Source organism: Sphaerisporangium sp. TRM90804, assembly GCF_029846175.1.
In the GTDB taxonomy this organism is placed as follows: Bacteria; Actinomycetota; Actinomycetes; order Streptosporangiales; family Streptosporangiaceae; genus Sphaerisporangium.
This window is the reverse complement of sequence record NZ_JARWAC010000010.1, coordinates 347,340-372,799: the sequence shown is the minus strand read 5'-3', so window position 1 is coordinate 372,799 and position 25,460 is coordinate 347,340. Positions and strand designations below refer to the sequence as shown.

At 72.8% G+C, this 25,460-nt stretch carries 21 protein-coding genes and 1 riboswitch; of the genes, 11 read left to right on the top strand and 10 right to left on the bottom strand.

Annotated elements, in window-relative coordinates; all coding sequences use genetic code 11:
• Positions 1–5: 5 nt before the first annotated feature.
• The 5 genes from PYR91_RS14465 (at position 6) to PYR91_RS14445 (ending at position 4,005) form a co-directional block, all read left to right on the top strand.
• Entirely contained in the window at positions 6–818 is an 813-nt protein-coding gene (locus PYR91_RS14465; RefSeq protein ID WP_279780284.1) for a hypothetical protein, read from the top strand.
• Positions 805–1,998 (top strand): XRE family transcriptional regulator, encoded by a 1,194-nt coding sequence (locus tag PYR91_RS14460; RefSeq protein ID WP_279780282.1) that lies wholly within the window; start codon positions 805–807, stop codon positions 1,996–1,998. The genes PYR91_RS14465 and PYR91_RS14460 overlap by 14 nt, the downstream gene beginning before the upstream one ends.
• Before the next feature lie 95 nt (positions 1,999–2,093).
• Entirely contained in the window at positions 2,094–2,468 is a 375-nt protein-coding gene (locus tag PYR91_RS14455; protein WP_279780280.1) for a VOC family protein, read from the top strand.
• A 199-nt stretch (positions 2,469–2,667) separates the two neighbouring features.
• The gene (locus PYR91_RS14450; protein WP_279780279.1) at positions 2,668–3,153 is read left to right on the top strand and encodes a ribosomal protein L7/L12; all 486 of its coding nucleotides are present in this window, start codon (positions 2,668–2,670) and stop codon (positions 3,151–3,153) included.
• Positions 3,154–3,213: 60 nt separating this feature from the next.
• Positions 3,214–4,005, top strand: coding sequence for a nucleotidyltransferase domain-containing protein (locus tag PYR91_RS14445; protein WP_279780277.1), 792 nt, complete (start codon positions 3,214–3,216; stop codon positions 4,003–4,005).
• Here PYR91_RS14445 and PYR91_RS14440 read toward each other — a convergent pair.
• The 3 genes from PYR91_RS14440 to PYR91_RS14430 form a co-directional block, all read right to left on the bottom strand.
• Positions 3,959–5,017, bottom strand: coding sequence for an arabinan endo-1,5-alpha-L-arabinosidase (locus tag PYR91_RS14440; RefSeq protein ID WP_279780275.1), 1,059 nt, complete (start codon positions 5,015–5,017; stop codon positions 3,959–3,961). The genes PYR91_RS14445 and PYR91_RS14440 overlap by 47 nt on opposite strands.
• 955 nt (positions 5,018–5,972) lie before the next feature.
• Positions 5,973–6,569 (bottom strand): NUDIX domain-containing protein, encoded by a 597-nt coding sequence (locus PYR91_RS14435; RefSeq protein WP_279780273.1) that lies wholly within the window; start codon positions 6,567–6,569, stop codon positions 5,973–5,975.
• A gap of 54 nt (positions 6,570–6,623) precedes the next feature.
• Positions 6,624–6,926, bottom strand: coding sequence for a PASTA domain-containing protein (locus tag PYR91_RS14430; protein ID WP_279780272.1), 303 nt, complete (start codon positions 6,924–6,926; stop codon positions 6,624–6,626).
• Between the two features lie 210 nt (positions 6,927–7,136).
• A riboswitch (TPP riboswitch) is annotated at positions 7,137–7,248 on the top strand.
• Between PYR91_RS14430 and tenA the strand changes: the two genes are divergently transcribed.
• The gene (gene tenA, locus PYR91_RS14425; protein ID WP_279780271.1) at positions 7,242–7,964 is read left to right on the top strand and encodes a thiaminase II; all 723 of its coding nucleotides are present in this window, start codon (positions 7,242–7,244) and stop codon (positions 7,962–7,964) included. (Overlaps the previous riboswitch by 7 nt.)
• Positions 7,965–8,208: 244 nt before the next feature.
• Here tenA and corA read toward each other — a convergent pair whose 3' ends face one another.
• The gene (corA, locus tag PYR91_RS14420) at positions 8,209–9,348 is read right to left on the bottom strand and encodes a magnesium/cobalt transporter CorA (RefSeq protein WP_279780270.1); all 1,140 of its coding nucleotides are present in this window, start codon (positions 9,346–9,348) and stop codon (positions 8,209–8,211) included.
• 722 nt (positions 9,349–10,070) lie between these two features.
• On the opposite strand from corA, the gene purD reads away from it, so the two are divergent.
• From purD to PYR91_RS14400, 4 genes are all read left to right on the top strand, one after another.
• Positions 10,071–11,303 (top strand): phosphoribosylamine--glycine ligase, encoded by a 1,233-nt coding sequence (gene purD / locus PYR91_RS14415; protein ID WP_279780269.1) that lies wholly within the window; start codon positions 10,071–10,073, stop codon positions 11,301–11,303.
• A 94-nt stretch (positions 11,304–11,397) separates the two neighbouring features.
• Positions 11,398–12,456 carry a hypothetical protein gene (locus PYR91_RS14410; RefSeq protein WP_279780268.1) on the top strand — a complete coding sequence of 353 codons (1,059 nt, stop codon included), beginning with the start codon at positions 11,398–11,400 and terminating at the stop codon, positions 12,454–12,456.
• Between the two features lie 154 nt (positions 12,457–12,610).
• A complete protein-coding gene (gene murA, locus PYR91_RS14405) occupies positions 12,611–13,882 on the top strand; it encodes a UDP-N-acetylglucosamine 1-carboxyvinyltransferase (protein WP_279780267.1) in 1,272 nt (423 codons plus the stop codon).
• A gap of 439 nt (positions 13,883–14,321) precedes the next feature.
• Positions 14,322–15,554: a transcriptional regulator gene (locus PYR91_RS14400; protein ID WP_279780381.1), complete on the top strand. Its 1,233-nt coding sequence runs from the start codon at positions 14,322–14,324 to the stop codon at positions 15,552–15,554.
• Between the two features lie 561 nt (positions 15,555–16,115).
• On the opposite strand, the gene hisC is transcribed toward PYR91_RS14400, so the two are convergent.
• From hisC to PYR91_RS14370, 6 genes are all read right to left on the bottom strand, one after another.
• On the bottom strand, positions 16,116–17,186 hold the full coding sequence (gene hisC / locus PYR91_RS14395; protein ID WP_279780265.1) for a histidinol-phosphate transaminase: 1,071 nt from the start codon (positions 17,184–17,186) through the stop codon (positions 16,116–16,118).
• Positions 17,187–17,393: 207 nt separating this feature from the next.
• Positions 17,394–18,056: an NUDIX domain-containing protein gene (locus PYR91_RS14390; RefSeq protein WP_279780264.1), complete on the bottom strand. Its 663-nt coding sequence runs from the start codon at positions 18,054–18,056 to the stop codon at positions 17,394–17,396.
• Between the two features lie 54 nt (positions 18,057–18,110).
• The gene (locus PYR91_RS14385; RefSeq protein WP_279780263.1) at positions 18,111–19,919 is read right to left on the bottom strand and encodes a DUF4434 domain-containing protein; all 1,809 of its coding nucleotides are present in this window, start codon (positions 19,917–19,919) and stop codon (positions 18,111–18,113) included.
• Positions 19,920–20,013: 94 nt separating this feature from the next.
• The gene (locus PYR91_RS14380; RefSeq protein WP_279780262.1) at positions 20,014–21,102 is read right to left on the bottom strand and encodes a glycosyltransferase; all 1,089 of its coding nucleotides are present in this window, start codon (positions 21,100–21,102) and stop codon (positions 20,014–20,016) included.
• 13 nt (positions 21,103–21,115) lie between these two features.
• Complete coding sequence (locus tag PYR91_RS14375) at positions 21,116–22,381, bottom strand: nucleotide sugar dehydrogenase (protein ID WP_279780260.1); 1,266 nt, start codon at positions 22,379–22,381, stop codon at positions 21,116–21,118.
• A 128-nt stretch (positions 22,382–22,509) separates the two neighbouring features.
• Positions 22,510–24,171 carry a glycosyltransferase gene (locus PYR91_RS14370; protein WP_279780259.1) on the bottom strand — a complete coding sequence of 554 codons (1,662 nt, stop codon included), beginning with the start codon at positions 24,169–24,171 and terminating at the stop codon, positions 22,510–22,512.
• A 76-nt stretch (positions 24,172–24,247) separates the two neighbouring features.
• Between PYR91_RS14370 and wecB the strand changes: the two genes are divergently transcribed.
• Complete coding sequence (gene wecB / locus PYR91_RS14365; RefSeq protein WP_279780258.1) at positions 24,248–25,381, top strand: UDP-N-acetylglucosamine 2-epimerase (non-hydrolyzing); 1,134 nt, start codon at positions 24,248–24,250, stop codon at positions 25,379–25,381.
• Positions 25,382–25,460 lie beyond the last annotated feature (79 nt).

Genomic DNA, 25,460 nt, shown 5'->3' with positions numbered 1-25,460 from the left:
CACCGATGCACGCAGAGCCGCAGATTTCCCGCTGGGCCGCCGAGCGGTTCGGCGACCGCGCCGAGTCGGTGCGCGGGCAGCTCGCCGCGTCCCTGCTGGAGGCCGCCGGCAACGCGCAGGACGCCCAGCGCTCCTCGCGCAGCGAAAAGCGGTACGCCTACGGCTCCACGCTGATGGCCCGGCGCTACGAGGCGCTCGTCGACGGCTTCAAGCACGAGCCCGGCTTCCAGGTCGTCCGGCCGTTCGGCTCGCCCCACCATCTGGTCGTGCTCGACGGCAACCTGTTCCTGCCCTTCCGGTACGCCGACGACGACACGACGCCCATCAGCGAGGCGCGGGTGGGCGACGGGCGGGTGTCCGCCCTGGTCCGCGAGCTGTTCACCCGCTTCGGCCCGCAGACCCGCTACTTCCAGGAGGTGCTCGACCTCGCCCTCGACGAGGGCGACGACGAGGCCGAGCGCGCCGAGATCCGCCCGGTGCTGGCGCAGCTTCCCGACGACACCCGCCTCATCCCGGTGGCGTACGCCGCCAACGCCCAGGCCAGCCTGCTCAAGCTCTACTGGGGAGAGGCCGAGCTGATCGACGACATGGGCAGGATCCACTGGCTGCACTGCGAGCAGATCCCGCTGCTCACCGCTCTGCCGTGGATGGCGCTGCCCGCCGCCGAGCCGGGCGCGGCCGAGCGCTTCGACCACGGCGCCGAGCCCGACCTGACCATCGTCGGGCGGCCCGCCGCCGAGCGCGGCAACGGCGCGCTGTTCCCGGTCGACAGCGAGGCACCCGACGAGACGCCGATCGCCGCCGATGAGCGAGCGTAGGTCCGGCCGCGGCCAGACCCGCCTCTTCGACACCTCCGCCGACGCCCGCCGCGGCCCGACGCCGCAGGCGGTGGCCGACGCCTTCGACCAGGCGCGGCTCACGCAGGCGCGGCGGCTCGCCGGGATGACCAAGAAGGACCTCGCCGAGCGGGTGGGCGTCACCCCGGCTGCGGTCGGGCAGTACGAGACCGGCATGACCCATCCCCGGCCGCACCTCATCCCGCGCCTGGCCGGCGCGCTCGGCGTCCCGCTGGCGTTCTTCCTGTCGGGCCGGCCGCACGGCAAGCTCGACGGCTCCATGGCGCACTTCCGCAGCCTGCGCTCCACCCGCGTCCACCAGCGCGCCAAGGCGGTCGCCTTCGTCGAGCAGGTGTGGGAGCTGACCCACGCCCTGGAGAAACGGGTGCGGCTGCCGCACGTCGACCTGCCGGGGTTCTCCGGCGGCGAGGTGCACTCCGGCGTCGACCTGCCGCGCGAGCCGGCCGCCGCCGCGCGGGCGCTGCGCCGTCACTGGGGGCTCGGCACCGGGCCGATCTCGCACCTGGTGCGGCACATGGAGGCCCACGGCATCGTCGTGGTGCTGCCCCCGCCCGACGAGGACGCCACGACCGTCGACGCCTTCTCGACCTCACAGCTCCCCCGGCCGATCGTGGTGCTCACCGCCAACCGGTTCGACGACATCCACCGCTACCGCTTCACCGCCGCCCACGAGCTGGGGCACCTGGTGCTGCACGGCGACACGGCCGCCGGGGACGCCCAGCAGGAACGCGAGGCCGACACGTTCGCGGCCGAGTTCCTGACCCCGCGCGACAGCATCCTGCCGGAGCTGCCCCGGCGCCTCGACCTGCGCCGCCTGGCGGAGCTGCGGCACGTGTGGGGCGTCTCGGTCGACTCCCTGCTGTACCGCTGCCGCGAGGTGGGCCTGCTGTCGGACTCCTCGTCCGGCCGCGCCTACCAGCGGCTCAAGGCCCTGCGCGACCAGCCGGGCTTCGCGGGCGAGCCGATCACCGGCTACCCGGGCGAGCACCCGGTGCTGCTGCGGCAGGCCTTCGAGCTGGCGGTGGCCGACACCGGGCTCGGCATGGTCGAACTGGCCGCCCAGCTCGCCTGGCACGTCTCGCGCGTCCGCGAGCTCCTCGGCCTCCCTGACCACCGGCCCGAGCTGCGCATCGTCCCCTGACCCTCCCTCGTCGCCCGGTGTCCCGCCGTCGTCGCGCGACACCCCGCCCCGGGTTTCGACGAAGCGGGCTGAGAGCCGCGTCTAGGCTGTCAGCCGTGACGGAGCACCCTTCGATGACACTGACGGGCACCACCCTCGACGCGCCCGACGCACGTGAACTGGCCGCCTTCTACGTCCGGCTGCTGGGCTGGAAGGTCGAGGAGGACGAGTCCGACTGGGTGAAGCTCAGCGCGCCCGACGGCGGGCGCGGCCTGGCGTTCCAGACCGAGACGGCCTACACCCGGCCCACCTGGCCCGCCGTCGCGGACGCCCAGCAGATGATGATGCACCTGGAGATCAAGGTGGACGACCTGGAGGCCGCCGTGGCGTACGCGCGGGCGGCGGGCGCCGTGCTCGCCGACTTCCAGCCCCAGGACGACGTCCGCGTCTGCTTCGACCCCGCCGGGCACCCGTTCTGCCTCTACCTGTGACCCACGAAGCCCTCCCCCCGCCCGTGGCCTGTGAAGCCGCCACCGGGCCTCCGGCATGCCAGTGATCGTCTCGCCGGAGCCGAGGACGAGCACCGGGATGTCGGGGCCGGTGCCGCCGAGACGGCTGTGGCGCATGAGAGGAATCCAGCCACAGGCCCGGCTCTGTACGGCGCGCGGGTGACGGTCATACGATGCGCGCATGCCGTCCTTCGGGCCCCTCGAGCTCGCGATCCTGGTAATCCTGCTCGCGGTCGTCCTGGTGGTGGTCGTCGGCGTCGTCAAAGGCGCGCGCCAGGCGGGCGGCGGCACGCCCGTCATGCCTCCTTCGCCCGAGGATCTCGAACGGCTCGTCACGCAACTGACGCACCGAGGACGCAAGATCGAGGCGATCAAGGAGCTGCGCACCCACGTCGGGCTCGGCCTGAAAGAGGCCAAGGACGTCGTGGACGCCGTGGCGGTGGGGCATCCCCTGTGGAGCCACCCCAACATGGCGCGCTTCCGGCCGGGCGCGCTCCTTTCGCCCCAGGACGCGCCCCGCTCCCCCCAGGACGCCCCCCGCGCCGACCTGGCGACCCGCGTGCGCGAGCTGAAGGCCACCGGCCGCGCGGAGCAGGCCGTCTACCTCGTACGCGGCGAGACCGGCATGGGCCAGGCCGAGGCCGAGGCGTTCGTCGGCACGCTCTGAACGTCCCCGCATACCGGCGTCCGGCGCGCGGGCCGAGGGCCGGTCGCGCAGACTGGCCGCATGGCAGACGAACGCACCGCACGGCTGCTCGACCGCTTCGTCACTGATATCCGGTCGATCGTGCCGGTCGTCGCGGTATGGGCGCACGGGTCCCTGGCCGGCGGCGACTACCAGGAGGGCCGCAGCGACCTCGACCTGGTGGCCGTCCTCGAACGGCCGTGCCGTCCCGGCGAGGAGCGGCGGCTCGTCGAGACGCACGAGAACCTGACCGGCGCGGAGCCGTTGGCGTCCCACCTGCACTGCGGCTATCTCGCCGCCGGCGAGCTGGCCGATCCCGCCCGCGACCATCTGGTCTGGGCACACGAGGAGCTGTTCCGCCGCCCGGTGACGCCGATCTCCCGGCGGGAGCTGCACGAGTTCGGGCTGGTGCTGCACGGCGAGGCGCCGGCGGCGCTGCTACCGCCGGTGCCCGCCGAGCAGCTCGCGGCCTTCGTCGTCGAGGACCTGACGACCTTCTGGCGGCCGGCGCTGGACCACCCTGAGCGGTGGCTGGAGGACATCTGGGTCGACCTCGGGCTGCTGACCCTCGCGAGGGCGTCGGTGACCCTGCGGGACGGAACGCTGATCACCAAGGGCCAGGCGCTCGGCGTGCTGCGCGAGCTGGGCGCGCCCGCCGAGGTCGTCGACGACATCAGGCGCCGCCGGTACGACGACCCCGGCCCGGCCTCGCCTGAGTGGCTCGGCCGCCGGGCGCGCCTGTCGCGCGGGTTCCTGGGGCCCGCGATCGACCGGGTCGCCGCCGAGGTCAGTACACGAACGGCCAGCCCGCCGAGTCCCAGCCGAGCAGGTTGATGCCGAGACGGGAGGAGTTGTCGTTGGCGTACCAGTGGTAGAACAGCACGTCGCCGTCGTTGTCGGCCAGGACGGCCTGGTGGCCGGGGCCGTGGATGCTTCCGTGGCCGGCCAGCACCTGGGTGCCGCCCCCGGAGGTCATCGCCACCCCGTTGCGGTCGGTGTACGGGCCGGTGACCGAGGTGGAGCGGCCCACCATGACCCGGTAGGTGCTTGAGGCGCCCCGGCAGCAGGTGTCGAACGAGACGAACAGGTAGTAGTAGCCGCCCCGGCGCATGATGGTGGGCGCCTCGATGGCGCCGCCGCCCCGGCCGGCGATGCTACGGATCGTGCTGTTCGACCGCTTGCCGGTCGCCGGGTCGAGCTGGACGAGCTTGATGCCCGACCAGAACGAGCCCAGGCTCAGCCACCAGCGGCCCTGGTCGTCGATGACCAGGTTGGGGTCGATGGCGTTGAAGTTGTCCGACGTCCGAGTCTCGATGACCAGACCCTGGTTGGTCCACGATCCCGCCGCGCCGCTGGTGCTGGTGGCCAGGAAGATCGCCGAGCGGTTGGAGCCGAAGGTGGAGGCCGAGTAGTACATGACGTACCGGCCGTTGACGTAGGTGATGTCCGGGGCCCACACCGTGTTGCTTCCGTTGGTGTACGGATGCGCCCAGGGGACGCCGCCCGGGAACGCCGACCCGGCGTTGCGCCAGGCGGTCCGGTCGGTCGAGGTCTTCAGCGAGACGTTGTTGCCGGTGTACGCGAGCAGGTAGGTCCCGCCGGGGGTCTTGGTCACCTCGGGGTCGTGCACGTTGACGTCGCCGGTGACGTAGCCGGGGTTGGGGTACGACGACGGCGGCGTGGTGGGGGCGGCCACCGGGCGGACGGCCGGGGCGGCGTCCGCCGCGGCCGCCGGCCCCGCGGCGATCGCCGCCTGGCACACCGCCAGCGCGGTGACGGCCGTCGCGAGGACGGCGACGAGCCGGTGACGGCGGGGGCGCGCGGGCGGTGCTGGTGATCTGTCCATCTGAGGCGGCCTCTCGGTCGAGACGACATCGGGGGAAGACGGCGCTGACCGGGCGGGCCGCACGGCGGCGGTGAGACACCGGCGCGGGCCGTCCCCCGGCGCGTCACGTTCGCGCGAACGCGGACCGCACAGGGTGCGGACCGCATAGGGACGCGGACCGCACAGGGAGCGCGGACCGCACAAGGGAGCGTGGACCGCACGACCACCTGGGTCGCGCGGCCCCCCGGGTCAGCGGCCGGGCGAACAAGGATCTGGCAGCGGGAACGACCTCCTGGCGGCTCCGGAACAGGGACACGGGGACTTCCCGCCACTGCGGCACGGGCGGGACGCTCGCGGTCGCACTCATGAGCGTTCCGCATCACCTGTGTGCGCTAACAAGCGCACATCACAATGCGTCAGTGCTCCCAGTGCGGAACACATTCGTAAGCCGCTCCGGCAACCCTGTCAACACCCGTCCACGCCTCGACGAATCACCACTGCTCATACCAGCAGGCATTCAGGCCTACCTGAACGTTTCACGGCTTCGCCCGGCCACCCCGGCGCCCATCCCAGGTCACCCGTGATGAGCCGCCAAGGCGCGGGGAGCCCCTTGACGACCACAGTTGTTAACGCCAACATATCGACACGCGATACCGCCGGGATGGCATCGGCCCCCAGGACCGGCCACCGTCCCGGCGGCGTCGCCCCAACGCCCGCCCGCGGCCGGCCGCGCCGTCGGCGCGGCACGGCCGGCCGCGGTGCGATCAAGCGCGACGCCGCCCCGCACACCCGGCCGACGCGCCACGCCCCGCCGTCACCGCCCGATCCCGAGCCCCGGGACGCCCGACCACAGCGCGATCAAACACGACGCCACCCCAGACACCCGGCCCACGCGCCACGCCGCCGCCGTCACCCGCCCGATCCCGTGAACTCGGGCGCTCCGCGGAGACCGCCAAGCCGCCGGCTCGCCGCGGGTTCAGGATTCGTGCAGGTCGAAGAGGCGGTCGAGGCGGGACAGCGTCTCGCGGACGTTGGGCTCGGGGGTGAGCGCACCGGCCTCGGCCACCGAAAGCCAGCGGAGCCGGGCTTCCGGGTTCTCCGGCCTCACCGCGTCGGGCGTGCTCGTCGCGAGGACGTACCGCAGGTCGGCGTGCTCGTGCGCCGGCTCCCGTCCACCGGCGGCCACCGGCACGATGACGACGTGCACGAGCTCCGGGCCGGGCCATGGCGTGAGGTCCGCCAGCCCCGTCTCCTCCCGCGCCTCGCGTGACGCGACGGCGAGCGGGTCGACCTCGCCAGGGTCCGCGTGCCCGCCCACCTGGAGCCAGGCCTGCTGGCGCGCGTGCCAGCGCAGCAGCACCCGCCGCGTGGGCGGATGCACCACCAGGGCCGACACCGTGACGTGCAGGGCCGTCGACCGGTGCCACGGGTCACCCGCCGCGGGCAGCGCCCGCGCCCGTTCCAGGTCGGCGGCCTCGACGTCCGTCAGGGGCCGATGCCCGGCCAGTACCTCGACCAGCGCGTCCACGTGTTCGTCCACCGCCATCGCCAACCCCCGGGGCCACTTCGACACGACAGCCCCTTACCGTAGACGCCGGCCCCGCCGCGGGGGGATCGGTTTTCGGGGTCAGGCAGGGCCGGGGTCCACGGGCGGTTCGAGGCTGAAGGCCTGGAGGGGCGGGATCGGCCCGCGCGGTTCCCGGACGCCGCCTTCGTCGCCGGGCTCGTGACGGACCCACACCGTCACGGTGTCCCATCTGTCCACACGGGTGCCGGGTGGCGGCTCCTGGGCGACCACGATGCCGTGCATGACCGGGTGCGGACTGTCGGGGTCGGGCCCTTGGAGCAGGACGCCGACTTCGTGACCGGCCAGCCAGGCGTTGAGCGCCTGGACGCCGCAGAAGTCTGGAACCACTACGGTGTCGAGCAATTCACCATCACCTGCTTCGAGGGTAGCCCCGCGAAGGGCGCCGCGTGGCCGTGACGGCTTTTCCGCTATACGAGGCGTGAGCTACGGAGCCCCCGGGGAGGAATCCGACCCCTGTGATCACCCCGCCCCGGCGCGGACGGGCCCTCTGGTCGGCCCGCCCGGCTTGGAGCCCTCCTGGATTTAAGTGGGGGCGGACGCGCTAGTCTCGTTGCGACAGAACGCGGGAGTCCGGCGTACCGGACTGAGAGTGCGGCTGACACGGCCGCAGACCGCTCGAACCTGACCGGGTCATGCCGGCGTAGGGAGTCAGTCCTGATGACGTCTGAAGTCACCCTGTCCTCGTCCGCCCCGGCGTCCGGGCATGCCACCGGACGGCCGCCGCTCAGCCGCGAGATGTGGGACGGGATCGCGCCGATCTACTCGGCCATCCTCGACCACCCCTTCATCACCGGCCTGGTCGACGGGTCGCTGCCCCGGGACGCGTTCCGGCACTTCGTGGTGCAGGACTCCCACTACCTGCGCGACTACGCCCGCGCGCTGGCGGTCTGCGCCGCCCGGGCGCCGAGCGACGACGGCGTGCGGGCCTTCGCGAGCGACGCCGTGGGCGCCATCGCCGCCGAACAGGAGATGCACGCCGCCTTCATGGAAGGCCTGGGCGGCACCGCCGAGCAGGCAGCCGCCCTGCCCGTCGGCCCGACCACCCGGGCGTACACCAGCTACCTGCTGGCGACCGTGTACGGAGGCTCGTTCCTGGACGGCCTCGCGGCCGTCCTCCCCTGCTACTGGATCTACGCCCGCGTGGGCGAGGCGCTGCTCGAACGATCCTCCCCCGACCCCCTCTACCAGCGCTGGATCTCGGTGTACGGCGACGAGGCCTTCCAGGGCGTGGTCCGCCGCGTGGTGGCCCTGGCCGACCAGGCGGGCGAAGAGGCCACCGACGCCCAGCGCGCCCAGGCCCGCGAGCACTTCACCACCACGTCCCGCTACGAGTGGATGTTCTGGGACGCCGCCTGGCGCCGCGAGTCCTGGCCCGTCTGACCCTCGGCGCCTTCGGCCCGCTTTCCAGGGGCGACACTCGACGCACTCCATCTCATGCTCGCGCGAGCAGTCGTCCTCAGCCTCATGCTCGCGCGAGCAGTCGTCCTCAGCCGCCGAGGGCTCCAGGGCGGGGGCGGGCCGCGCGAGGGCCGTCCGCCGGAAGGGCTCGCGGCGGCGTGGGTGAGCCGCGGACACCTGGGCGGCGGACGGCCGGCGCCCAGGCGGCGGGGCGGGGTGGTACAGGTCAGAGCCAGCTGTTGCGGCGGAAGCCTCGGTAGAGGATGGTGCAGATGATCAACATGGTGCCGACGACCACGGGGTAGCCCCAGGCGGCGGAGAGTTCGGGCATGTTGTCGAAGTTCATGCCGTAGATGCCGGCGATCATCGTGGGGACGGAGATGATCGCGACCCAGGCGGAGATCTTGCGCATGTCCTCGTTGGCCAGGGCGTTGGTGCGGGCCAGGGCCGCCTGGAGGATGGAGTTGCACAGCTCGTTGGAGGACTCGACCTGCTCGCACACGCGGGAGAGGTGGTCGACGACGTCGCGGAAGTACTCGCGCATCTCGGAGGGGATCATGCGGCGCTGCGGGAGCGCGCCGAGCGGGGTGCGCAGCGGGGTGACGGCGCGCTTCATCTCGATCATCTCGCGCTTGAGCTGGTAGATGCGGCTGATGTCGCGCGAGCTGACGTCGGAGAAGACGGCGGCCTCGACCTCCTCCAGCTCGGCCTGCATCAGGTCGGCCACCGAGAGGTAGCGGTCGACGACGTGGTCGGAGATGGCGTGCAGCACGCCGGAGGGGCCGCGTGCCAGCAGCTTCGGCTTGGCCTCCAGGCGGGCGCGCACCTCGGCGAGCGGGGAGTGCCGGCCGTGGCGGACGGTGACCACGAAGTCGGAGCCGACGAACAGCATGATCTCGCCGGTGGCGATGATCTCGCCGGTGGCGGAGGTGTCGTCGTCGCCGAGGTAGGCGATGGTCTTCAGCACGACGAACAGGGAGTCGCCGTAGCGCTCGACCTTGGGCCGCTGGTGCGCCTTGATGGCGTCCTCGACCGCCAGCGGGTGCAGGCCGAAGACCTCGGCCAGCCACTCGACCTCCAGGGCCTCGGGCTCGTGCAGCCCCACCCACACGTACGCGTCGCCCGCGCCGGAGGCGGCGTTGTGCGCGCGGACGAGCTCGACGGCCTCCGGGATGCCGGGGACCTGGATGCGCTTGCCGCCCACGTAGGCGCCGAACTCCACCAGGGAGTCGCTCGGGGGGACGCAACGGGCGCCGGTCACGTCACGGTGCGGCGAGGGCCGCTGCGCGGCGGCCGTGGCGCCGAAGCGGACGTGGACGGGGCGGGGGTGCCGGTTGATCCGCTGGAAAAGGGTGGAGGAACGCATGGCGGTGCCTTTCCCGCCCGGCGTGGAGAACCAGCATGCGCGAGCACGGCGCGACAGATGTCACGGGAACGAACGCGCGAGAAGAAGGCTCTAGGCCGGGCACCGATTGGAGTGGTCGGTTATGCGCACGGCGTACGTGTGTGGGCACGTACTGTTGGGATCGCCAGATGTCATAACGACTGCACCTCCAATCGCTCGAAAGCAGCCAAAGCCGCCCCAACCTAACACGGTCCGGGCTATCGACCTAGCTTACATCCGCCGCCACCCGCCAGATCATGGAACTCCACAATGTGGGGTCCCCGTCCGGGTGCGGCCCCGCAGCCCCTCAACCAGGCACCGAGAACCGCGAGCCGGAGACGATGCGGGGTGACGGCGAACCGAGCCCCGGTCCCCACTGGCGCCCGTGGGCGATACGCACGGGTCCCCGAGCCCCGACCCCCGATCCCTACCCGGGCCACACCGCGCGCCCGGGAGCGGGAGGGAAGCGGGTAGCCCGTGAAGCGTGGCGGGGTGGGCGGGCGGAGCGCGGTACCCACTCCCGAGCGGCGACCGTGCGCGTGGCAGGGGCGCGAGACACCAGCACATCACCTTCGTCACGCGCCCGGAGGCGACCGCGCGCACGGGGGACGGGAGACCACCACACCACCGTCGTCACCTGCCTGAAGGCGGCCGTGCGTGTACGGGGGCGGGAGGCTGGGGGCGGGGGCCGTAGACTCCCCCACGTGCGCGTTCTCGTGATTGGGTCCGGTGGCCGTGAGCATGCTCTTTGCCGCGCCCTCGGGCTCGACCCCCAGGTCTCAGAGCTGCACTGCGCTCCCGGCAACGCCGGAATCGCGTCGGTGGCGGCCGTCCATCCCGTGGTGCCGACCGACCCCGGCGAGGTCGTGGCGCTCGCCGAGCGGCTGGGCGCCGAGCTGGTCGTGATCGGCCCCGAGGCGCCGCTCGTCGCCGGCGTCGCCGACGCCGTGCGCGCGGCGGGCGTCGCCTGCTTCGGGCCCTCCGCGGAGGCGGCCCGACTGGAGGGCTCCAAGGCGTTCGCCAAGGAGGTCATGGTGGCCGCGGGCGTGCCGACGGCCGGGGCGCGTGTGTGCGTGACGGCCGAGGAGGCCGAGGCCGCGTTCGACGCGTTCGGCGCGCCGTACGTGGTCAAGGACGACGGGCTGGCCGCGGGCAAGGGCGTCGTGGTGACCTCCGACCGCGCCGAGGCGCTCGCCCACGCGGCGGCCTGCGGGCGGGTGGTCGTGGAGGAGTTCCTCGACGGCCCGGAGGTCTCCCTGTTCGCCCTCTGCGACGGCACGGTCGCCGTCCCGCTCCAGCCCGCGCAGGACTTCAAGCGCGCCTACGACGGCGACCAGGGCCCGAACACGGGGGGCATGGGCGCCTACACGCCGCTGCCCTGGGCGCCCGAGGGGCTGACAGAGCGGGTGATGGCCGAGGTCGTGACGCCGACCGTCGGCGAGCTGCGGCGGCGCGGCACCCCGTACACGGGCGTGCTGTACGTGGGCCTGGCGCTGACGTCGGCGGGGCCCAAGGTCATCGAGTTCAACGCCCGGTTCGGCGACCCGGAGACCCAGGTGGTGCTCGACCGCCTGGAGACGCCGCTGGCCGCCCTGCTGCACGCCTGCGCCACCGGCACCCTGGCCGGGAGGCCCGCCCCCCGCTACCGCGACGGCGCGGCGGTGACCGTCGTGGTCGCGGCCGAGGACTACCCGGCCGACCCGGTCAAGGGCGACCTCATCGAGGGCCTCGACACCCCCGCGAAGGACGCCTACGTGCTGCACGCCGGCACCGCCCTGGACGATCAGGGCCGCGTGGTCTCCGCCGGAGGCCGGGTGCTCAACGTCGTCGGCACCGGCCCCGACATCCCCACCGCCCGCCGGGCCGCCTATGAGGCGCTGGCCAACCTCAGCCTCCGCGGCTCCCACCACCGCACCGACATCGCCGCCCGCGCCTGATCCCTGGGCTATGCGACCGGTGATCGTGAAAAGGGTGGCGCGGGGGGCGGCGGCGCGGTAAGCCGGGGGCATTGGCCGAAACCGGGAGGATCGTATGGCAGCCGAGCCCGCCGTCGAGGAGAGCGAGGGGTCCCCCCGGGACGCCGGGAACGTGCCCGAGAGGGACCGGCCGCAGTGGCCGGGGGTGTGGCGCGTCTACATCGCCGCGCGCGGGGAGGACTTACGGGCTGACGCCGACCGCTGCCTGGCGGCCCGGCGGCACGAGCCGGGGACGGCGGCGCTGCACGCCGCGCTCGTCCGCCACCTGGAGAAGTCCGCGGCGTACGCGGCGGAGCGGCAGGGGTGGCGGCGGTGGCTGACCGGGCAGACCATCGAGGGCGCCTGGTCCAACCTGCACGGGGCGACGATCCTGCTGTACGGCCTGCTGCCGGCCGGCGAGCTGAACGCCCGCACGCCGGAGGTGCTCGCCACCGCCAAGGCGTACCTGCCCGCCGACGACGTCCGGCTCACCCGGCTGGCCGCGCGGGCCGAGGCGGGGGACGTCGACGAGCGCGACCGGTCGCTGCTGCAGTCGGTGCTCCGGGCCGCCTACCACGCCGTCGCCGTGGAGAGCGGGCGGGTGCGCAGCTTCCGCAACATGCTGCTCGGCGGGGTCATGGCGCTGACGGTCATCGTCTCGGCGCTGGTCGCCGTGGGCGCGGTCTGGCCGCGGGCGATCCCTATGTGCGGCAACGGCACGATCCTCGCCACCCTCGGCTCGACCCCGATGACGTTCATCTGCCCGAGCGGCGGCCCGCGGCCCAGCCGGGGCGACGTCCCGCTGGTCGCGCTGGTCGGCATGCTGGGCGCGGCGCTCGCCACGGCGGCCAGCCTGTCGACCAGGTCGGAGCTGTCGACGAGGTACTCGCTCGCGGTGGCGCAGAACCTGCTGAAGGCGCCCGCCGGCGTGGCCACGGCGATCTTGGGCCTGCTGATCCTCAACTCCGGGTTCGTGCCGGGTTTCGGGGGCCTCAGCTCCCAGACATCCATCCTCGTGTGGGCTATGGTTTTCGGCTACGCACAGCAGGTGGTCACGCGGTTCGTCGACCAGCGCGCGAACAACCTGCTGCTCGCCGCTTCTCCAACAGTTCCGACGAATCAGCCCATACGGTGAGTAAAGGTGACATTCCGGGGCAGCTCTGTGGAGGCAAAGCGGCCAGCCGTCCATCCCGAAAGCACTACTGTTGGCGCATAACCTCGCCGCCGCCCGCTTGACCGGCGTGTCGCGTATGGCGCGCACTTCCCCAGACTCCAAGGAGCCACATCATATGGTTCGTTACCGCGTGCGCGGTGGCAACGCCCTGAGCGGAACCGCCTTCATCCAGGGAGCCAAGAACGCCGTGCTCCCGATGATCGGCGCGGCCCTGCTCGCCGCCGAGGGCCGGACGGTGCTGCGCAACGTCCCCATCATCGAGGACGTGCGGCGTGCCCTCGAACTGGCGGAGGCCGTCGGCGCCAAGGTGCAGCTCCACGAGACCGAGCGCACGCTGGTCATCGACGCCTCCAACCTGAGCAGCCCGGTGCTGCCGGCCGAGATCGCCCGCAGGTTCCGCGGGTCGGTGCTGTTCGTGCCGGCCCTGCTCCACCGTCTCGGCGAGGCCGTCATCGAGGGCGTGGGCGGCTGCAACCTCGGCAGCCGCAACCTCGACTTCCACTACCTCGGCTACAAGCGGCTCGGCGCGATCGTCGACGAGGGCGAGAGCGTCATCCACGTCAAGGCCTCAGGCCTGACCGGCGCCCCGCTGTACCTCGACACGCCCTCGCACACCGGCACCGAGAACCTCATCATGGCGGCGGCCCTGGCCAAGGGCACCACCATCATCGAGAACGCCGCGCTGGAGCCCGAGGTGCTCGACGTCATCAGCATGCTGAGCCGCATGGGCGCGCGCATCAGCGGCGGCGGCACGGGCTTCATCACGGTCGAGGGCGTCGACGAGCTGACCGCTGTGGAGCACCGCGTCATGCCCGACCGGCTCGACGCCGGCGTCTTCGCGATGGCCGCCGCGATCACCGGCGGCGAGGTGCACCTGGTGGGCGCGTCCCTGGAGCACCTCGGCGTGGTCCGCTGGAAGCTGGAGCAGATGGGCGTCGAGTTCGCTACCAACGGCGCGGTGCTCAGCGTGCGGCAGGACCGCCAGCTGCGGCCGATCAACGTCATCACCGACACCTACCCCGGCTTCGCGACCGACCTGCAGTCGCCGCTCATGACGGTCGCCTGCGTGGCCGACGGCGCCAGCTACATCCACGAGCGCATCTTCGACGGCCGCTTCGCGCTCGCCGGCGAGCTCAACAAGATGGGCGCGCGCATCGAGGTGGAGGGCAGCCGCGCGGTCGTGCACGGCCCGACCCCGCTCACCGGCACCGACGTCACCGCCCACGACCTGCGTTCGGGAATCGCCCTGATTCTGGCCGGCCTCGTGGCCGAGGGCGAGACCGTCGTCTCCCCCGGCTATCTCATCGACCGCGGTCACCACGACCTCGCGTTGCGGATGAAGGCCCTGGGAGGCGATGTGGTAAGAGAAATTTCCTCTCCGTCGTGACTCTGCCCGTAAACCGCCTCTGACCAGTCCATATGCTCTTGTCTCCCATAACCTGCCGGCATGGCCGGGTAGGGGTCGGGCAAATCCGGGCGTGACATTAGTGCCTCGGCGAGCGATCGTTCCAAAGAGGACTAGACCGGATGGGCGACGAACCCTGCCCGGGAACCCCTGTGAATCGCCTTGACCGCGGTCTCACGGTGGTCTCCGCCAGGCGGAATCGACCGATGTGGAGGGAGAGGTGGCCACGCCAGTGCGCGATCGGGCAGCACCCACGGCCCGGCCGGCGCGAGGCGGGGCGGCCTCGATTCAGAGGTATGGCGGGATGGGACGAACATTGGTCGAGCGGGCCGAAGAAACTCCGCGAGGGTCACGCGTGGGGGCATCGGCCCCAGACTTAACCATCGGGGTGGTGGGACCCCACGACCTGGTCGAGAGAGTGATGCTCATGGGCCATGCGGCGGCCCCGGTTCCGTGCCGGCTGGTCGCCGCCGCCTACCGTGACGAACAGGAGGCCGCCGACAAGGTGGTGCGGCTGGGCCCGGGGGTGGACGCCTGCCTGTTCGCCAGCCCGGTCCCCTACGACCTGGCGAAGCGTTCGGGCGTGCTGACGATCCCGGCGACGTACGTGCAGCTCGGCGGCCCGGCGCTGACGGCGGCGCTGGCTCGCGCGGCGCTGGACGATCGCATCGACCCGCGCCGGGTGAGCGTCGACGTGCTGGGCCGGCCTGAGGTGGAGGAGGCGTACGCCGACCTCGGCCTGCCGTCCTCGGGGGTGCAGACCCGCGAGGAGTCCGGCGCGACCGGCACCGTGGCGGCCTTCCACGAGAGGCTGCATCGTCAGGGCAGCACCACCGGTGCCCTGACCTGCCTGCCGGCGGTGGCCGACCGGCTCACCGCGGCGGGCGTGCCGACCGTGCGGGTGCGGCCGACCTCTTCGGCGGTGCGCACGGCGCTGCACACCGCGGCGCTGCTCGGCGCGCACCACAGGCTGGAGGAGTCCCAGCTGACCGTCGTCCTGATCGAGGTGCCGACGTTACGCGAGCCCGTGCGGCGGGCGGCTCCGAGATACTGGCGCGACGAGCTCAGGCTGTCCCTGCACCGCCTGCTGGTCCAGGAAGCCAACCGGATGAACGCCGCCGTATGGGCGATCGACGACCACAGCTACCTGGTGACGGCGACGCGGGGCTCGATGGCCGCGGCGACCGACGGGTTCCGCGTCCTGCCGTTCGCGGCGCGCATCCGCGACGACCTCGGGTTGACCGTCGAGGTCGGCGTGGGCATGGGACGCACCACCCACGACGCCGAGACCCACGCCAGGGCCGCCCTGGCGCGGACCCAGGCCGGCAAGCAGCCCCAGGGCTTCGCGGTCGACCGCGAGGGCCGCACGCTGGTGCCGGCGCCGCGGATGCCTCCGCAGGCACCGGGGCAGGGAAGGCCCAAGGGCGTCGAGGTGCTCGCGCGCCTGGCGGCCAAACTGGAGGGCGGCGACACGATCGTGGACGCGGAGAGCGCCGGGCGCATGCTCGCGGTGACTCCGCGCACGGCTCGGCGGCTGCTGCGCACGCTGGTCGACGAGGGGCTCGCGTGGCCGCTCCCGCCTAACCGCACTCCGCAACCGGGCCGCCCCCGGCAGCTCTACCGGCTCATCGTGGAGAAGCTGGGCCCCCGCTAGCGGGACGGCGGGACCCCGCGAACTCGGCCGGGCGCCTCCCACCGCATCCGGCCGGGTTCCGGCGTACCGCCGCGGACCGGCCGCGTTCCCCGGCTCCGACCGGGCGACGCCCCGTCTGCCGGCATTCCGATTTCCGAGACGGCCGAACGCTCGCTACCGCCCTTCTTGTTTCGGGAAGGCGTGGCGCGGCTCCCGCTCCGGCCCGGCGACGGCCGGTTCCCAGGCGCACCGATTTCCCAGACGGCCGAACGCTCGACACCGCCCCTCCTGTTTCGAGAAGGCGCAGGTTCCGGCCCCGCGACGGGCGGCTCCCAGGCGTACCGATCTCCGGCGGGACCGCACGCCCGAAACACGCCCGTCTTCTTTCCCGGCGGCGGGCCCGGGTTCCGGTCGTGCCGCCCGCCCGGGCGCACCCGGACGGGCTTTTCATTCACAGCCTGTGGATAACCCGGCTCATGCGCGGACCTGACAATTCCCGGTTTCAGATGCGCAAATGGAATGTCCGCCACTCCGTGATGCGCCGGTTATCCACATGGTGTGGAAACTTCACTCACCGGTTGGTCAACCTGTGTTCGCCGCCCGGAAATCCGCCGCGGCGGACAGGAAGGCGTCGTTCGCCTCCGGCGAGCCGATGGACACCCGGGCGCCCTCCCCGGCGAACGGCCGCACCGCGACGCCGTCGACCGCGCAGCGCTCGGCGAACTCCAGCGTGCGCCCGCCCAGCCGCAGCCAGACGAAGTTGGCCTCGGTCGGCGGGATCTCCCAGCCCTGGCCGAGCAGCCCCTCGCGCACCCGCGCGCGCTCGGCGACGACGGCCTCCACCCGCTCCAGCAGCTCCCCCTCGGCCTCCAGCGAGGCGATCGCGGCCGCCTGGGCGAGGCTGTTGACCGCGAAGGGCACCGTGGTCTTGCGCACGGCCGAGGCCACCGGCTCCTGGGCGACGAGGTAACCCACCCGCAGGCCGGCCAGCCCGTACGCCTTGGAGAAGGTGCGCAGCACGGCCACGTTGGGACGGTCGGCGTACAGGGTGAGGCCGTCGGGCACGCCGGGGTCGCGCACGTACTCGCGGTAGGCCTCGTCCAGGACGACCAGGACGTCCTCGGGCACGGCGTCGAGGAACCCGCGCAGCTCGGCGCCGTGGTTGACCGTGCCGGTCGGGTTGTTCGGGTTGCACACCAGGACCATGCGCGTGCGCGGCGTCACCGCCGCCGCCATCGCGGCGAGGTCGTGGGTCTCGGCCGCCAGCGGCACCCGCACGGAGGTGACCCCGGACAGGTCGGCGAGCAGCGGGTAGGCCTCGAACGAGCGCCAGGCGTAGACCACCTCGGCGCCCGGCTCGCCGACGGTCTCGAAGAGCTGCTGCGCGATGGTCACGGAACCGGCGCCCAGGGCGACGTGCTCCTGCGGTACGCCGAGGCGCCGGGCCACGGCCTCGGTCAGCCGGACGCACGCGGGGTCGGGGTAGCGGTGGACCTCGCCGGCCGCGGCGGCGATCGCCTCCCGCACGGACGGCAGCGGACCGTAAGGGGACTCGTTGGACGACAGCTTGAACGACCGGCCGTCGGCGGCCACGACGGCCTTGCCGGGCCGGTACACGGGCAGCTCATCGAGAATGGGGCGCAATCGCGGCATGACCTTACCTTATGGGCGTCCGGGGCCCTCCCGCGAGACGCGGCCGGGCGTGGGGCCGCCGGCCGGGGGAACCCCGTGCGCCGGGCGAGGGTTCGCGCGGTGGAACGCCAGGCGGGGCACGGGACCGGGGGGTCAGCCGGCCGGGCGGCGCACGGGGACCGATTGGGCGATAAGCCCACCATGCGGCGCACGGGCACCGGCGGGGCGCTAGCCGGCCAGGCGGAGCATGGGGGGGTGCAGCAGCTCGGCGGGGCCCCTGCGATAGAGCATCGCGGGGCGGCCGCCGTCGCGGGTCGTCGTCCGGCCCGTGGGCACCAGGAAGCCGTCGGCCTTGGTGACCTTGCGGTGGAAGTTGCGAGGGTCGAGCGGGCGGCCCCACACGATCTCGTACACCCGGCGCAGGTCGGCCACGGTGAACTCCACCGGGCAGAAGGCCGCGCCGAGGGAGGTGTACTCGAGCTTGGCCCCGGCTCGCTCGATGCCATCGAGCATGATCCTTCGGTGGTCGAACGCCATCGACTCCAGCGAGGAGACCGGCTGCCAGCTCATGTGCGCCTCGGTGGAGGCCGGCAGGTCGGGGGCCAGGCCGAGGTAGGCGACGCTCACCACCCGCTGGCGGGGGTCGCGGTCGGGGTAGCCGTACGTGCGGAGCTGCTCCAGGTGGATCGGCGCCCCGGGCAGGCCGGCGCGCTCGGCGAGCACCCGGGCCGCGGCGGCCGGGAGATCCTCCTCAAGCTGGATGAAGCCGCCGGACAGCGCCCAGCCGCCCTGGTACGGCGGGCGGTCGCGCTGCCAGACCAGCGCGGAGAGCTGCTGGAACCGCACGGTGAGCACGACGAGATCCACGCTGACGGGGATTCGCGGGACCATGGCACGCACGTTACACCGCCCCGTGTGACGCCGGGTGGCCGCTCACCGGCCGGTTCAGGCCGCGCGGTTGAAGTAGACGGGCGCGTTGCCCTCGCGCCCGTCGGCCGAGGCGACCTCCACGCGCACCCACGCGCCCTCCGGGACCGTCGACCAGTCGACCGGGATCCACAGCTTCTGCACGGCGGGCGGCAGGCCGGGGATCGGCGTGAGGTCCGACCAGCCCACCGCGCCGGAGTCGGCCACGCGCGGCTCCTCGCCGCCGTGCCAGCTCAGCGTGACCGTGCCGCGCGCGAGGTTGTAGCCGCGCACCTCGATGCCGTCCTGGATGCCCCGGCGGCCGGGGAAGGCCTGGATGGGGATGGGCCGGTCCCAGTCCTTCTCGACCTGCTCGGCGAGCGTCGGGGTGCCGCAGGTGAAGAAACTGCTCCACTTGTAGGAGATGATCTTCGAGACGTACGGCCCGGCGAGCGCGACCGCCTCGTCCAGGCGCTGCTTGTCGGTGACGCCGCGCACCCCGCCGTTCTCGCACGCGCCGTCGCCCTCGGGCTCGAACGCCTCGACGTTGGCCCACAGCTCGACGTCGTCGCCCTCGGCCCGCAGCTCGGCCAGCGCCTCGCCCATCGCCCGGTAGTAGTCGCGGGTGGAGCCGTGGTAGGCGTCCCCGTAGGAGGTGTCGCCGACGACCGGCTTGAGCCGGTCGTCCACGGTCGTGCCCTTGAGGTTGGGCCAGTACAGGCCCACCTTGCCGGTGCCCCGGCTGTCCTGGGGGGCGATGATGCCGACGCCCGTGCGTGCGAGCTCCTTGAAGCCGGCGCTCACCTCGGCGGGCGTCGAGGTGAACGGCTTGTCCTTGCGCGCGTCCAGGTACGGGCTCACCATGATCGGCTTGCCGGGCAGCTCCTGCTCGACGATGTCGTGCTGCTCGGCGTAGACCTGGAGGGTTGAGACCTCCGCGGGGTCGGGCCACTTGCGCAACTGCAGCTCGAAGGGCTGGTAGACCCCGCCGAGCGAGGCGCGGTCCTTGAAGCGGTCGCCGTAGTCCTGCAGGATGCGGCGGGTCAGCGTGGTCAGCGTGCCGATGTGCCGGGGATCGGCCCTGGTGGGCACCAGGCGGTCGCGCGGGGCGACGGGGAGTGCGGGGAAGACCTTCATCGCGAACCGGTCGGCGAGGCCGAGGATCTCGGTGAGGCTGTCGTCGGAGCTGCCGTCGATCAGGATGAGGTGGTAGCCGCGCCCACGGGAGCTGAAGTCGCAGGTGGCGTCGTCCGAGCCGTCGTCGGGCGCGATCAGCCGGAAGAACACCTTCTTCCCGACGGTGATCGGGTGCTCCATCTGCGGGCAGCGGAACAGCCCCGGGCCGAACGACTCGTCGGTGCGGTAGACGTACGTCCAGGAGATGCGGTTGCCGGGGTTGGCGGCCTTGAGCGCGGACTCGGCGGCCTGCACGCAGGTCATGCCGTTCTCCTCGCACCGCTCGTACCGCGGGTCCGGCGCGTCGCCGGCCGAGTCCATGACGAAGCCGTCCTGGTCGACCGGGCGCGGCTGCAGGCCGTAACCGAGCCGCACGACGGTGTCGCCGCCCACCCGGTGGATCGCCTGGAGCTGGCTGCGCCAGGTGCAGTGGTCGGCGGTCGGCACCAGCCAGTAGCCGGTGACGGCGTACGGCGTGGGAGTCGTCGTGTCGAACGTTCCACAGGGGTCGCTGAAGACGCGTGCCGCGGGGGTGGGCGTGGCCTTCCCGGCCCCGGGCGGCGTGCCGGTCGTCGAGACCGGTGAGCCGTTCGGGGAGTCCGGCAGGACCATCACCATGGCCGCGACGGCGGCCAGGAGAGCAGCTCCCAGGAGCAGTGTGAGCCCGCGCACCTTCAGGAGATTACCGTCCTTAGGTTGTGGCCCTCATAAGGCGGACGAGGGCCTGATATGACACAGCTCGATCTTTCACGGGCCGGCGCCGGGGTCACTTCCGCGCGGCCGCCCAAGCCTCAAGCTGGCCGACGAACCTGCGCGCCGAGTTGGGCCAGTGGTGGTTCGCCCTGGCCGCCGCGTACCCGCGCGCGCCGGCGGCCCGGCGCTCGGCCGGATGGTTGCGCAGCCGCAGCACCGCCTGCGCGACGGCCTCCGGGTCGCGCCAGGGGACCACGACGCCGCTCTGGTAGCGCTCCACCAGCTCCACGGCCCTGGGCGACGGCGTGGTGATCACCGGGATGCCGTGGGCCATGTACTCCACGATCTTGGTGGGCATCGAGTGCCGGTAGTTCGGCTCGTCGTGCAGCAGCGACAGCCCGGCCAGCGCGCCGTCGAGCCGCTTGAGCGCCTCGTCGTTCGGCATGAAGTCGCGCCACTCCAGCACGCCCTCGGCCACGGCCTTGTTCAGCATGGGCCTGCTCTGCGGGTCGGCGTAGCCGATGAGCTCCACCGCGATCCTGTGCGGCTGCAGCAGCCGGCCCACCTCGACGGCCTCGCGCACGCCGCGGGCCTCCGACAGCCAGCCCAGGTAGACGACGCGGTCGTCGGAGGGCGCGCTCACGTGGTCGGGCACCCAGGTCTCGTTGGGCACCACCAGGTGCGCCTGCCGGAACCGCCCGGCGTAGGCCGTCTCGGCCAGCAGCAGGTGCAGGTGGCGCTCGGCCGTGCCCTCCAGCATGCGCGCGAGGAAGCGCGTCGGCGGGCGCAGCAGCGCCGGCAGCCACGGCTTGAGCGACAGCGTGGCGGGCGTGTCCTCGTGCACGTCCCAGACGACCGGCGGGCGGCGCCGCACGCCGGCGACGGCGAGCAGCAGCTCGGGGTCGTGGATGACGGCCAGATCGACCTGGTCGCGCATGCTCTTGAACAGGCGCCGCGCCGCGCCGATCGCGGTCAGCCGCCTGCGCTCGGCGGCCCTCGGCAGGTCGACGCCGGTCACCCACGACCGCGGCACGACGCCGCGCGCGCTGTAGGGCGCCGCGTACGTGACGACATGCCCGGCGTCCACGAGCGCGCGGATCTGCCGGTGCAGGATCCGGGCGTCCTCTGGGTGGTGGACCACCGTCATGACAAGCACGTGCACGCGCCGACCCCCGTCAGAGCCGCTCGACGCGTTCGCCCTCGGAGAGGACGCCCCGGGTGTCGAGCAGGAGCGCGGCCTGCCGCTCCACCATGTCGAGGTCGAACGCGGAGTGCTGCTGGAGCAGCACGGTCACGTCCGCCTTCTCCACCGCCGTCTGCAGGTCGTCCTCGCGCGGCACCTCCACCCCGTCGACGGCCCACGACTTCACGTGCGGGTCGGCGAAGGTCAGCTCGGCGCCCAGGTCGCGGAACGCGCGGGCGATCGGCACGGCGGGGGTCTCGCGCTCGTCGGCGATGTCGGGCTTGTACGTCACTCCCATGAGCAGGACGCGGGAGCCGTTGACCGGCTTCCTGGCACGGTTCAGCAGGCGCTGCACGCGGGCGACCACGTAGGCGGGCATCCGCTCGTTGATCTCCTGCGCCAGCTCCACGAACCGGAACGGGTAGCCGAGCCTGCGGACCGCGTGCGACAGGTAGGAGGGGTCCACCGGGATGCAGTGGCCGCCCACCCCCGGGCCGGGCAGGAACTTCTGGAAGCCGAACGGCTTGGTGGCGGCCGCCTCGATCGACTCCCACAGGTCGACGCCCAGCTCGTCGCAGAAGATCGCCATCTCGTTGACGAGGGCGATGTTGACGTGCCGGTAGGTGTTCTCCAGCAGTTTGGCCATCTCGGCCTCGCGCGTGCCGCTCACGGTCACGACCTGCTCGATGAAGCGGGCGTAGAACGTCTCGGCGCGGTCGCGGCACACCGGGGTGTAGCCGCCGACGACCTTCGGGGTGTTGCGCAGGCCGTACTTGGCGTTGCCCGGGTCGATGCGCTCGGGGGAGAAGGCGAGGTGGAAGTCGACGCCCGCGGTGAGGCCGGACGCCTCCTCCAGGATGGGCCGCACGACCTCGTCGGTGGTGCCCGGGTAGGTCGTCGACTCCAGCACCACGAGGGTGCCGCGCTGGAGGTAGCGGCCGACCGCTCCGACCGCGCCCTTGACCGCCGAGAGGTCGGGGCGGTGGTCCTCGTCGAGCGGGGTCGGCACGCAGATCACGATGGTCTCGCTGCAGGCCAGGATCGACTGGTCGAGGGTGGCGGTGAAGCCGCCCGCCAGCATCGCGTCCAGGTCGGCGTCGGTGAGGTCGTCGATGTACGACCGGCCGGAGGTCAGGGCGTCGACCTTGACGGGGTCGACGTCGAGCCCGACCACCCGCAGGCCCGCCCCGGTGGCCTCCTTGGCCAGGGGCATGCCCACGTATCCGAGGCCGATGACGGCGAGATCGTATCCGCTCACATCGCGACCCGTGGAAGTCCGAAACAACACTGCATGGTGGCAAAGGCTATCTCAAGTCGGCATAGCTCATGTCGAATGCGATTGAACGGGCAGCAAAGGGGAGGGTGACTTCCTGTCATGGCCGTTCCTCAGGACACCACTGACTGGTAGATCGCCCGGTAGCCCTCGGCGATCCGGCTCCACGTGCGCTTCGCTGCGACCTCCGCGCGCCCCGCCTCGCCCATCGCCGCGCGCCGCTCGGGGTCCTCACGCAGCGCCGCGAGGGCCTTGGCCAGCGCGGCGGGGTCGCCGGGCGGCACCAGCAGCCCGGCGCCGTCCGACCCGACCAGCTCCGACAGCGCGGGCAGGTCGCTGAGCACGACCGGCTTGCCCAGCGCCATCGCCTCCACCGGCTTGAGCGGCGTGACCAGGCGGCAGACCCGCAGGTCGTCGCGGGGACACACGAAGATGTCCAGCGCCGACTGCGCCTGCAGCGCCTCCTCAGGGCCCACCCTGCCGGGCAGCAGCGCGAGGTCGCCGAGACCGAGGGCCGCGGCCTGGGCGAGCAGCGCCGGGCGCTCGGCGCCGTCGCCGACGATCAACACCCTGACCGGCGTGCCGCCGTCGCGCAGCAGGGCGGCCGCGGACAGCAGCGTGGCGAAGCCCTCGTAGCCGACGATGCTGGACACCGACCCGACGACGATCTCGCCGGGCTCGATGCCGTACGCGGCGCGGAACGCGGCGCCGTCGTACCGGGCGGTCAGCAGGCTGTCGTCGACCGCGTTCGGCGCCAGGAAGATCTTCTCCCGGGGCACCCCGCGCTCCACGATCTCGGCGGCCATCGTCTCCGCCAGCGTCACCACCGCGTCCGCCGAGCGCATGATGTGCGCCTCGCGGTCACGCTGGAGCAGGTGCCGCTCGCTGCCCACCCGCGCGGGGTCGCGCGAGGCCCAGGTCTCCTCTAGGAAGCCGCGCACCTCGTACACCAGCGGCGTGCCGGTGCGCTCGCGGACCGCGAGCCCGACCGAGCCGTTGCGGTGGTCGGTGGCGGCGTGCAGGACCTGCGGCCGCAGCGTCCTGACCAGCTCGGCGACCTCGCCGGCGCCGCGGATCATGCGGCCCCGGCTCTCGAACGGCACCTCGCCGCTCGGCAGCAGCCGGTGGTAGGGGATGCCCTCGATCTCCTCGTACGGCTCGGCGTCGGCGTGCCCCTGGAGCATCGGCCAGCCCCAGCTCGTCACCACGTGCGGGTCGAGCCCCGCGGCGAGCTGGGCGGTCACGATGCGGTGGGTGCGCACGGTGTACCCGGCCTGGGTGTACGGCAGCGCGTTGGTGACGCAGTGCAGCACCCGGCCGGAGACCCGCTCGCCGACGATCACCTTGGACTTCGGCGGGATCGGGGCGGGGCCGATGGCGGCCTTCTCGCCCTCGTAGTAGGCCATCCGGCGGCGGATGAACGGCCACCGGGCGTGCGGCCGGAGGGTCTCGACCGCCTTGGTCATCTCGCCGCGCTCGAACCGCGTCTTGGCGGCCTCCAGGGGGCCGTCCGCCATGCGCCGGGCGACCCTGCGCGCCGTCACGCGCGCGACGCGGGCCACGGGCCAGGCGACCCTGCCCACGACGGGGCGCAGTCGCGACGGCATCGCCTCCGCCGCCGCCTGCGCCACCCTCATGGGGTCGGACTTGACCCTGGTGACGAAGACCCTGGAGACGATGACCGGGTGCTGGATGAAGCCCTTGAGGAAGCCGCGCAGGCCGGCGCGAGCCGACTTCGGGGAGACCTTCTCGGGCCGGCTGGCCTCGGAAACCACGCGGCGACCGTACCATAGGCACGGCTTGGGCCCATTGGATCCCAGATGACACGCTCCCGGCTGAAAGGCGAGGTCAATGAGGGAGAACCCCCTCGTTCTGCACGTGCTCGGCGCCCGCCCCAACTTCGTCAAGGCGGCGCCCGTCGTGCGCGGGCTCGGCGCTCTGGGCGTCCGGCAGGGCATCGTCCACACCGGGCAGCACTACGACGCGCTGATGTCGGACGTCTTCTTCGCCGACCTGGGCCTTCCCGAGCCGATCGCCAACCTCGGCGTCGGGTCCGGCAGCCACGCGCGCCAGACGGCGGCGCTGCTCGTCGGCCTGGAGGAGGTCGTGCTCGCGCACCGGCCCGACCTGGTCGTGGTCTACGGGGACGTGAACTCCACCCTCGCGGCGATCCTCGTCTGCGCCAAGCTGGGCGTGCCGACCGCGCACGTCGAGGCCGGGCTGCGGTCCTTCGACCGCGAGATGCCCGAGGAGGTCAACCGGGTCGTCACCGACGCCCTCGCCGACCTGCTGCTGGTCACCAGCCCCGACGGCCTGTCCCACCTGGCGAACGAGGGCGTGCCGCCGGGCAAGGTCCACCTGGTCGGCAACCCCATGATCGACAGCCTGTTCTCGGCGCTGCCGAAGCTCGACCCCGAGCCGGTCCGGGCGCGTCTCGGCCTGCCCGAGCGGTACGCGGTCGCCACCCTGCACCGGCCGGGCAACGTCGACGACCCGGCGTCGGCCCGCGAGCTGGTCGAGGGCGTGCTGGCGGTCGCCGAGCAGGTGCCGATCGTCGTCCCGCTGCACCCGCGCGGGCGCGGGCGCCTGGCCGAGGCCGGCCTGGTCACCGGCGGCAACCTGTCGATCATCGACCCGCTGGGCTACGTGGAGTTCCTCTCGCTGGTGCGCGGCGCGGCGCTGGTCGTGACCGACTCCGGCGGCGTCCAGGAGGAGACCACCATGCTGGGCGTGCCGTGCCTGACGGTGCGGCCGAACACCGAGCGGCCCATCACGATCACCCACGGCACCAACCGGCTGGTCACCCCCGCGACCTTGCCGGCCGCGGCGTCCAAGGCGCTCGCCGACGGCGCGGCGACCCCGAGCGGCGAGCTGCCGCCGCTGTGGGACGGCGCCGCCGGGCCGCGGATCGCCCGCGTCATCGAGGCGTGGCTGCGCGGCGACAACCTCTCCCCCGCCTCGCACGGCACGCCGCCGACCGCTTGATCCACCCCCGCTGATCTGGGCATCTAGCCAGAAATGCCGCGATACATCGGGGAACGCCGTACGATCGCACATTGCCGGG

Excerpts from the sequence above, each read along its gene's own strand:
- PYR91_RS14410 (WP_279780268.1), top strand. The coding sequence starts at position 11,398 with ATGGCAGCCGAGCCCGCCGTCGAGGAGAGCGAGGGGTCCCCCCGGGAC.
- PYR91_RS14465 (WP_279780284.1), top strand. The coding sequence starts at position 6 with ATGCACGCAGAGCCGCAGATTTCCCGCTGGGCCGCCGAGCGGTTCGGC.
- tenA (WP_279780271.1), top strand. The coding sequence starts at position 7,242 with ATGACGTCTGAAGTCACCCTGTCCTCGTCCGCCCCGGCGTCCGGGCAT.
- PYR91_RS14400 (WP_279780381.1), top strand. The coding sequence starts at position 14,322 with ATGCTCATGGGCCATGCGGCGGCCCCGGTTCCGTGCCGGCTGGTCGCC.
- PYR91_RS14440 (WP_279780275.1), bottom strand. The coding sequence starts at position 5,017 with ATGGACAGATCACCAGCACCGCCCGCGCGCCCCCGCCGTCACCGGCTC.
- wecB (WP_279780258.1), top strand. The coding sequence starts at position 24,248 with ATGAGGGAGAACCCCCTCGTTCTGCACGTGCTCGGCGCCCGCCCCAAC.
- PYR91_RS14445 (WP_279780277.1), top strand. The coding sequence starts at position 3,214 with ATGGCAGACGAACGCACCGCACGGCTGCTCGACCGCTTCGTCACTGAT.
- PYR91_RS14450 (WP_279780279.1), top strand. The coding sequence starts at position 2,668 with ATGCCGTCCTTCGGGCCCCTCGAGCTCGCGATCCTGGTAATCCTGCTC.
- hisC (WP_279780265.1), bottom strand. The coding sequence starts at position 17,186 with ATGCCGCGATTGCGCCCCATTCTCGATGAGCTGCCCGTGTACCGGCCC.
- corA (WP_279780270.1), bottom strand. The coding sequence starts at position 9,348 with ATGCGTTCCTCCACCCTTTTCCAGCGGATCAACCGGCACCCCCGCCCC.
- murA (WP_279780267.1), top strand. The coding sequence starts at position 12,611 with ATGGTTCGTTACCGCGTGCGCGGTGGCAACGCCCTGAGCGGAACCGCC.
- PYR91_RS14460 (WP_279780282.1), top strand. The coding sequence starts at position 805 with ATGAGCGAGCGTAGGTCCGGCCGCGGCCAGACCCGCCTCTTCGACACC.
- PYR91_RS14390 (WP_279780264.1), bottom strand. The coding sequence starts at position 18,056 with ATGGTCCCGCGAATCCCCGTCAGCGTGGATCTCGTCGTGCTCACCGTG.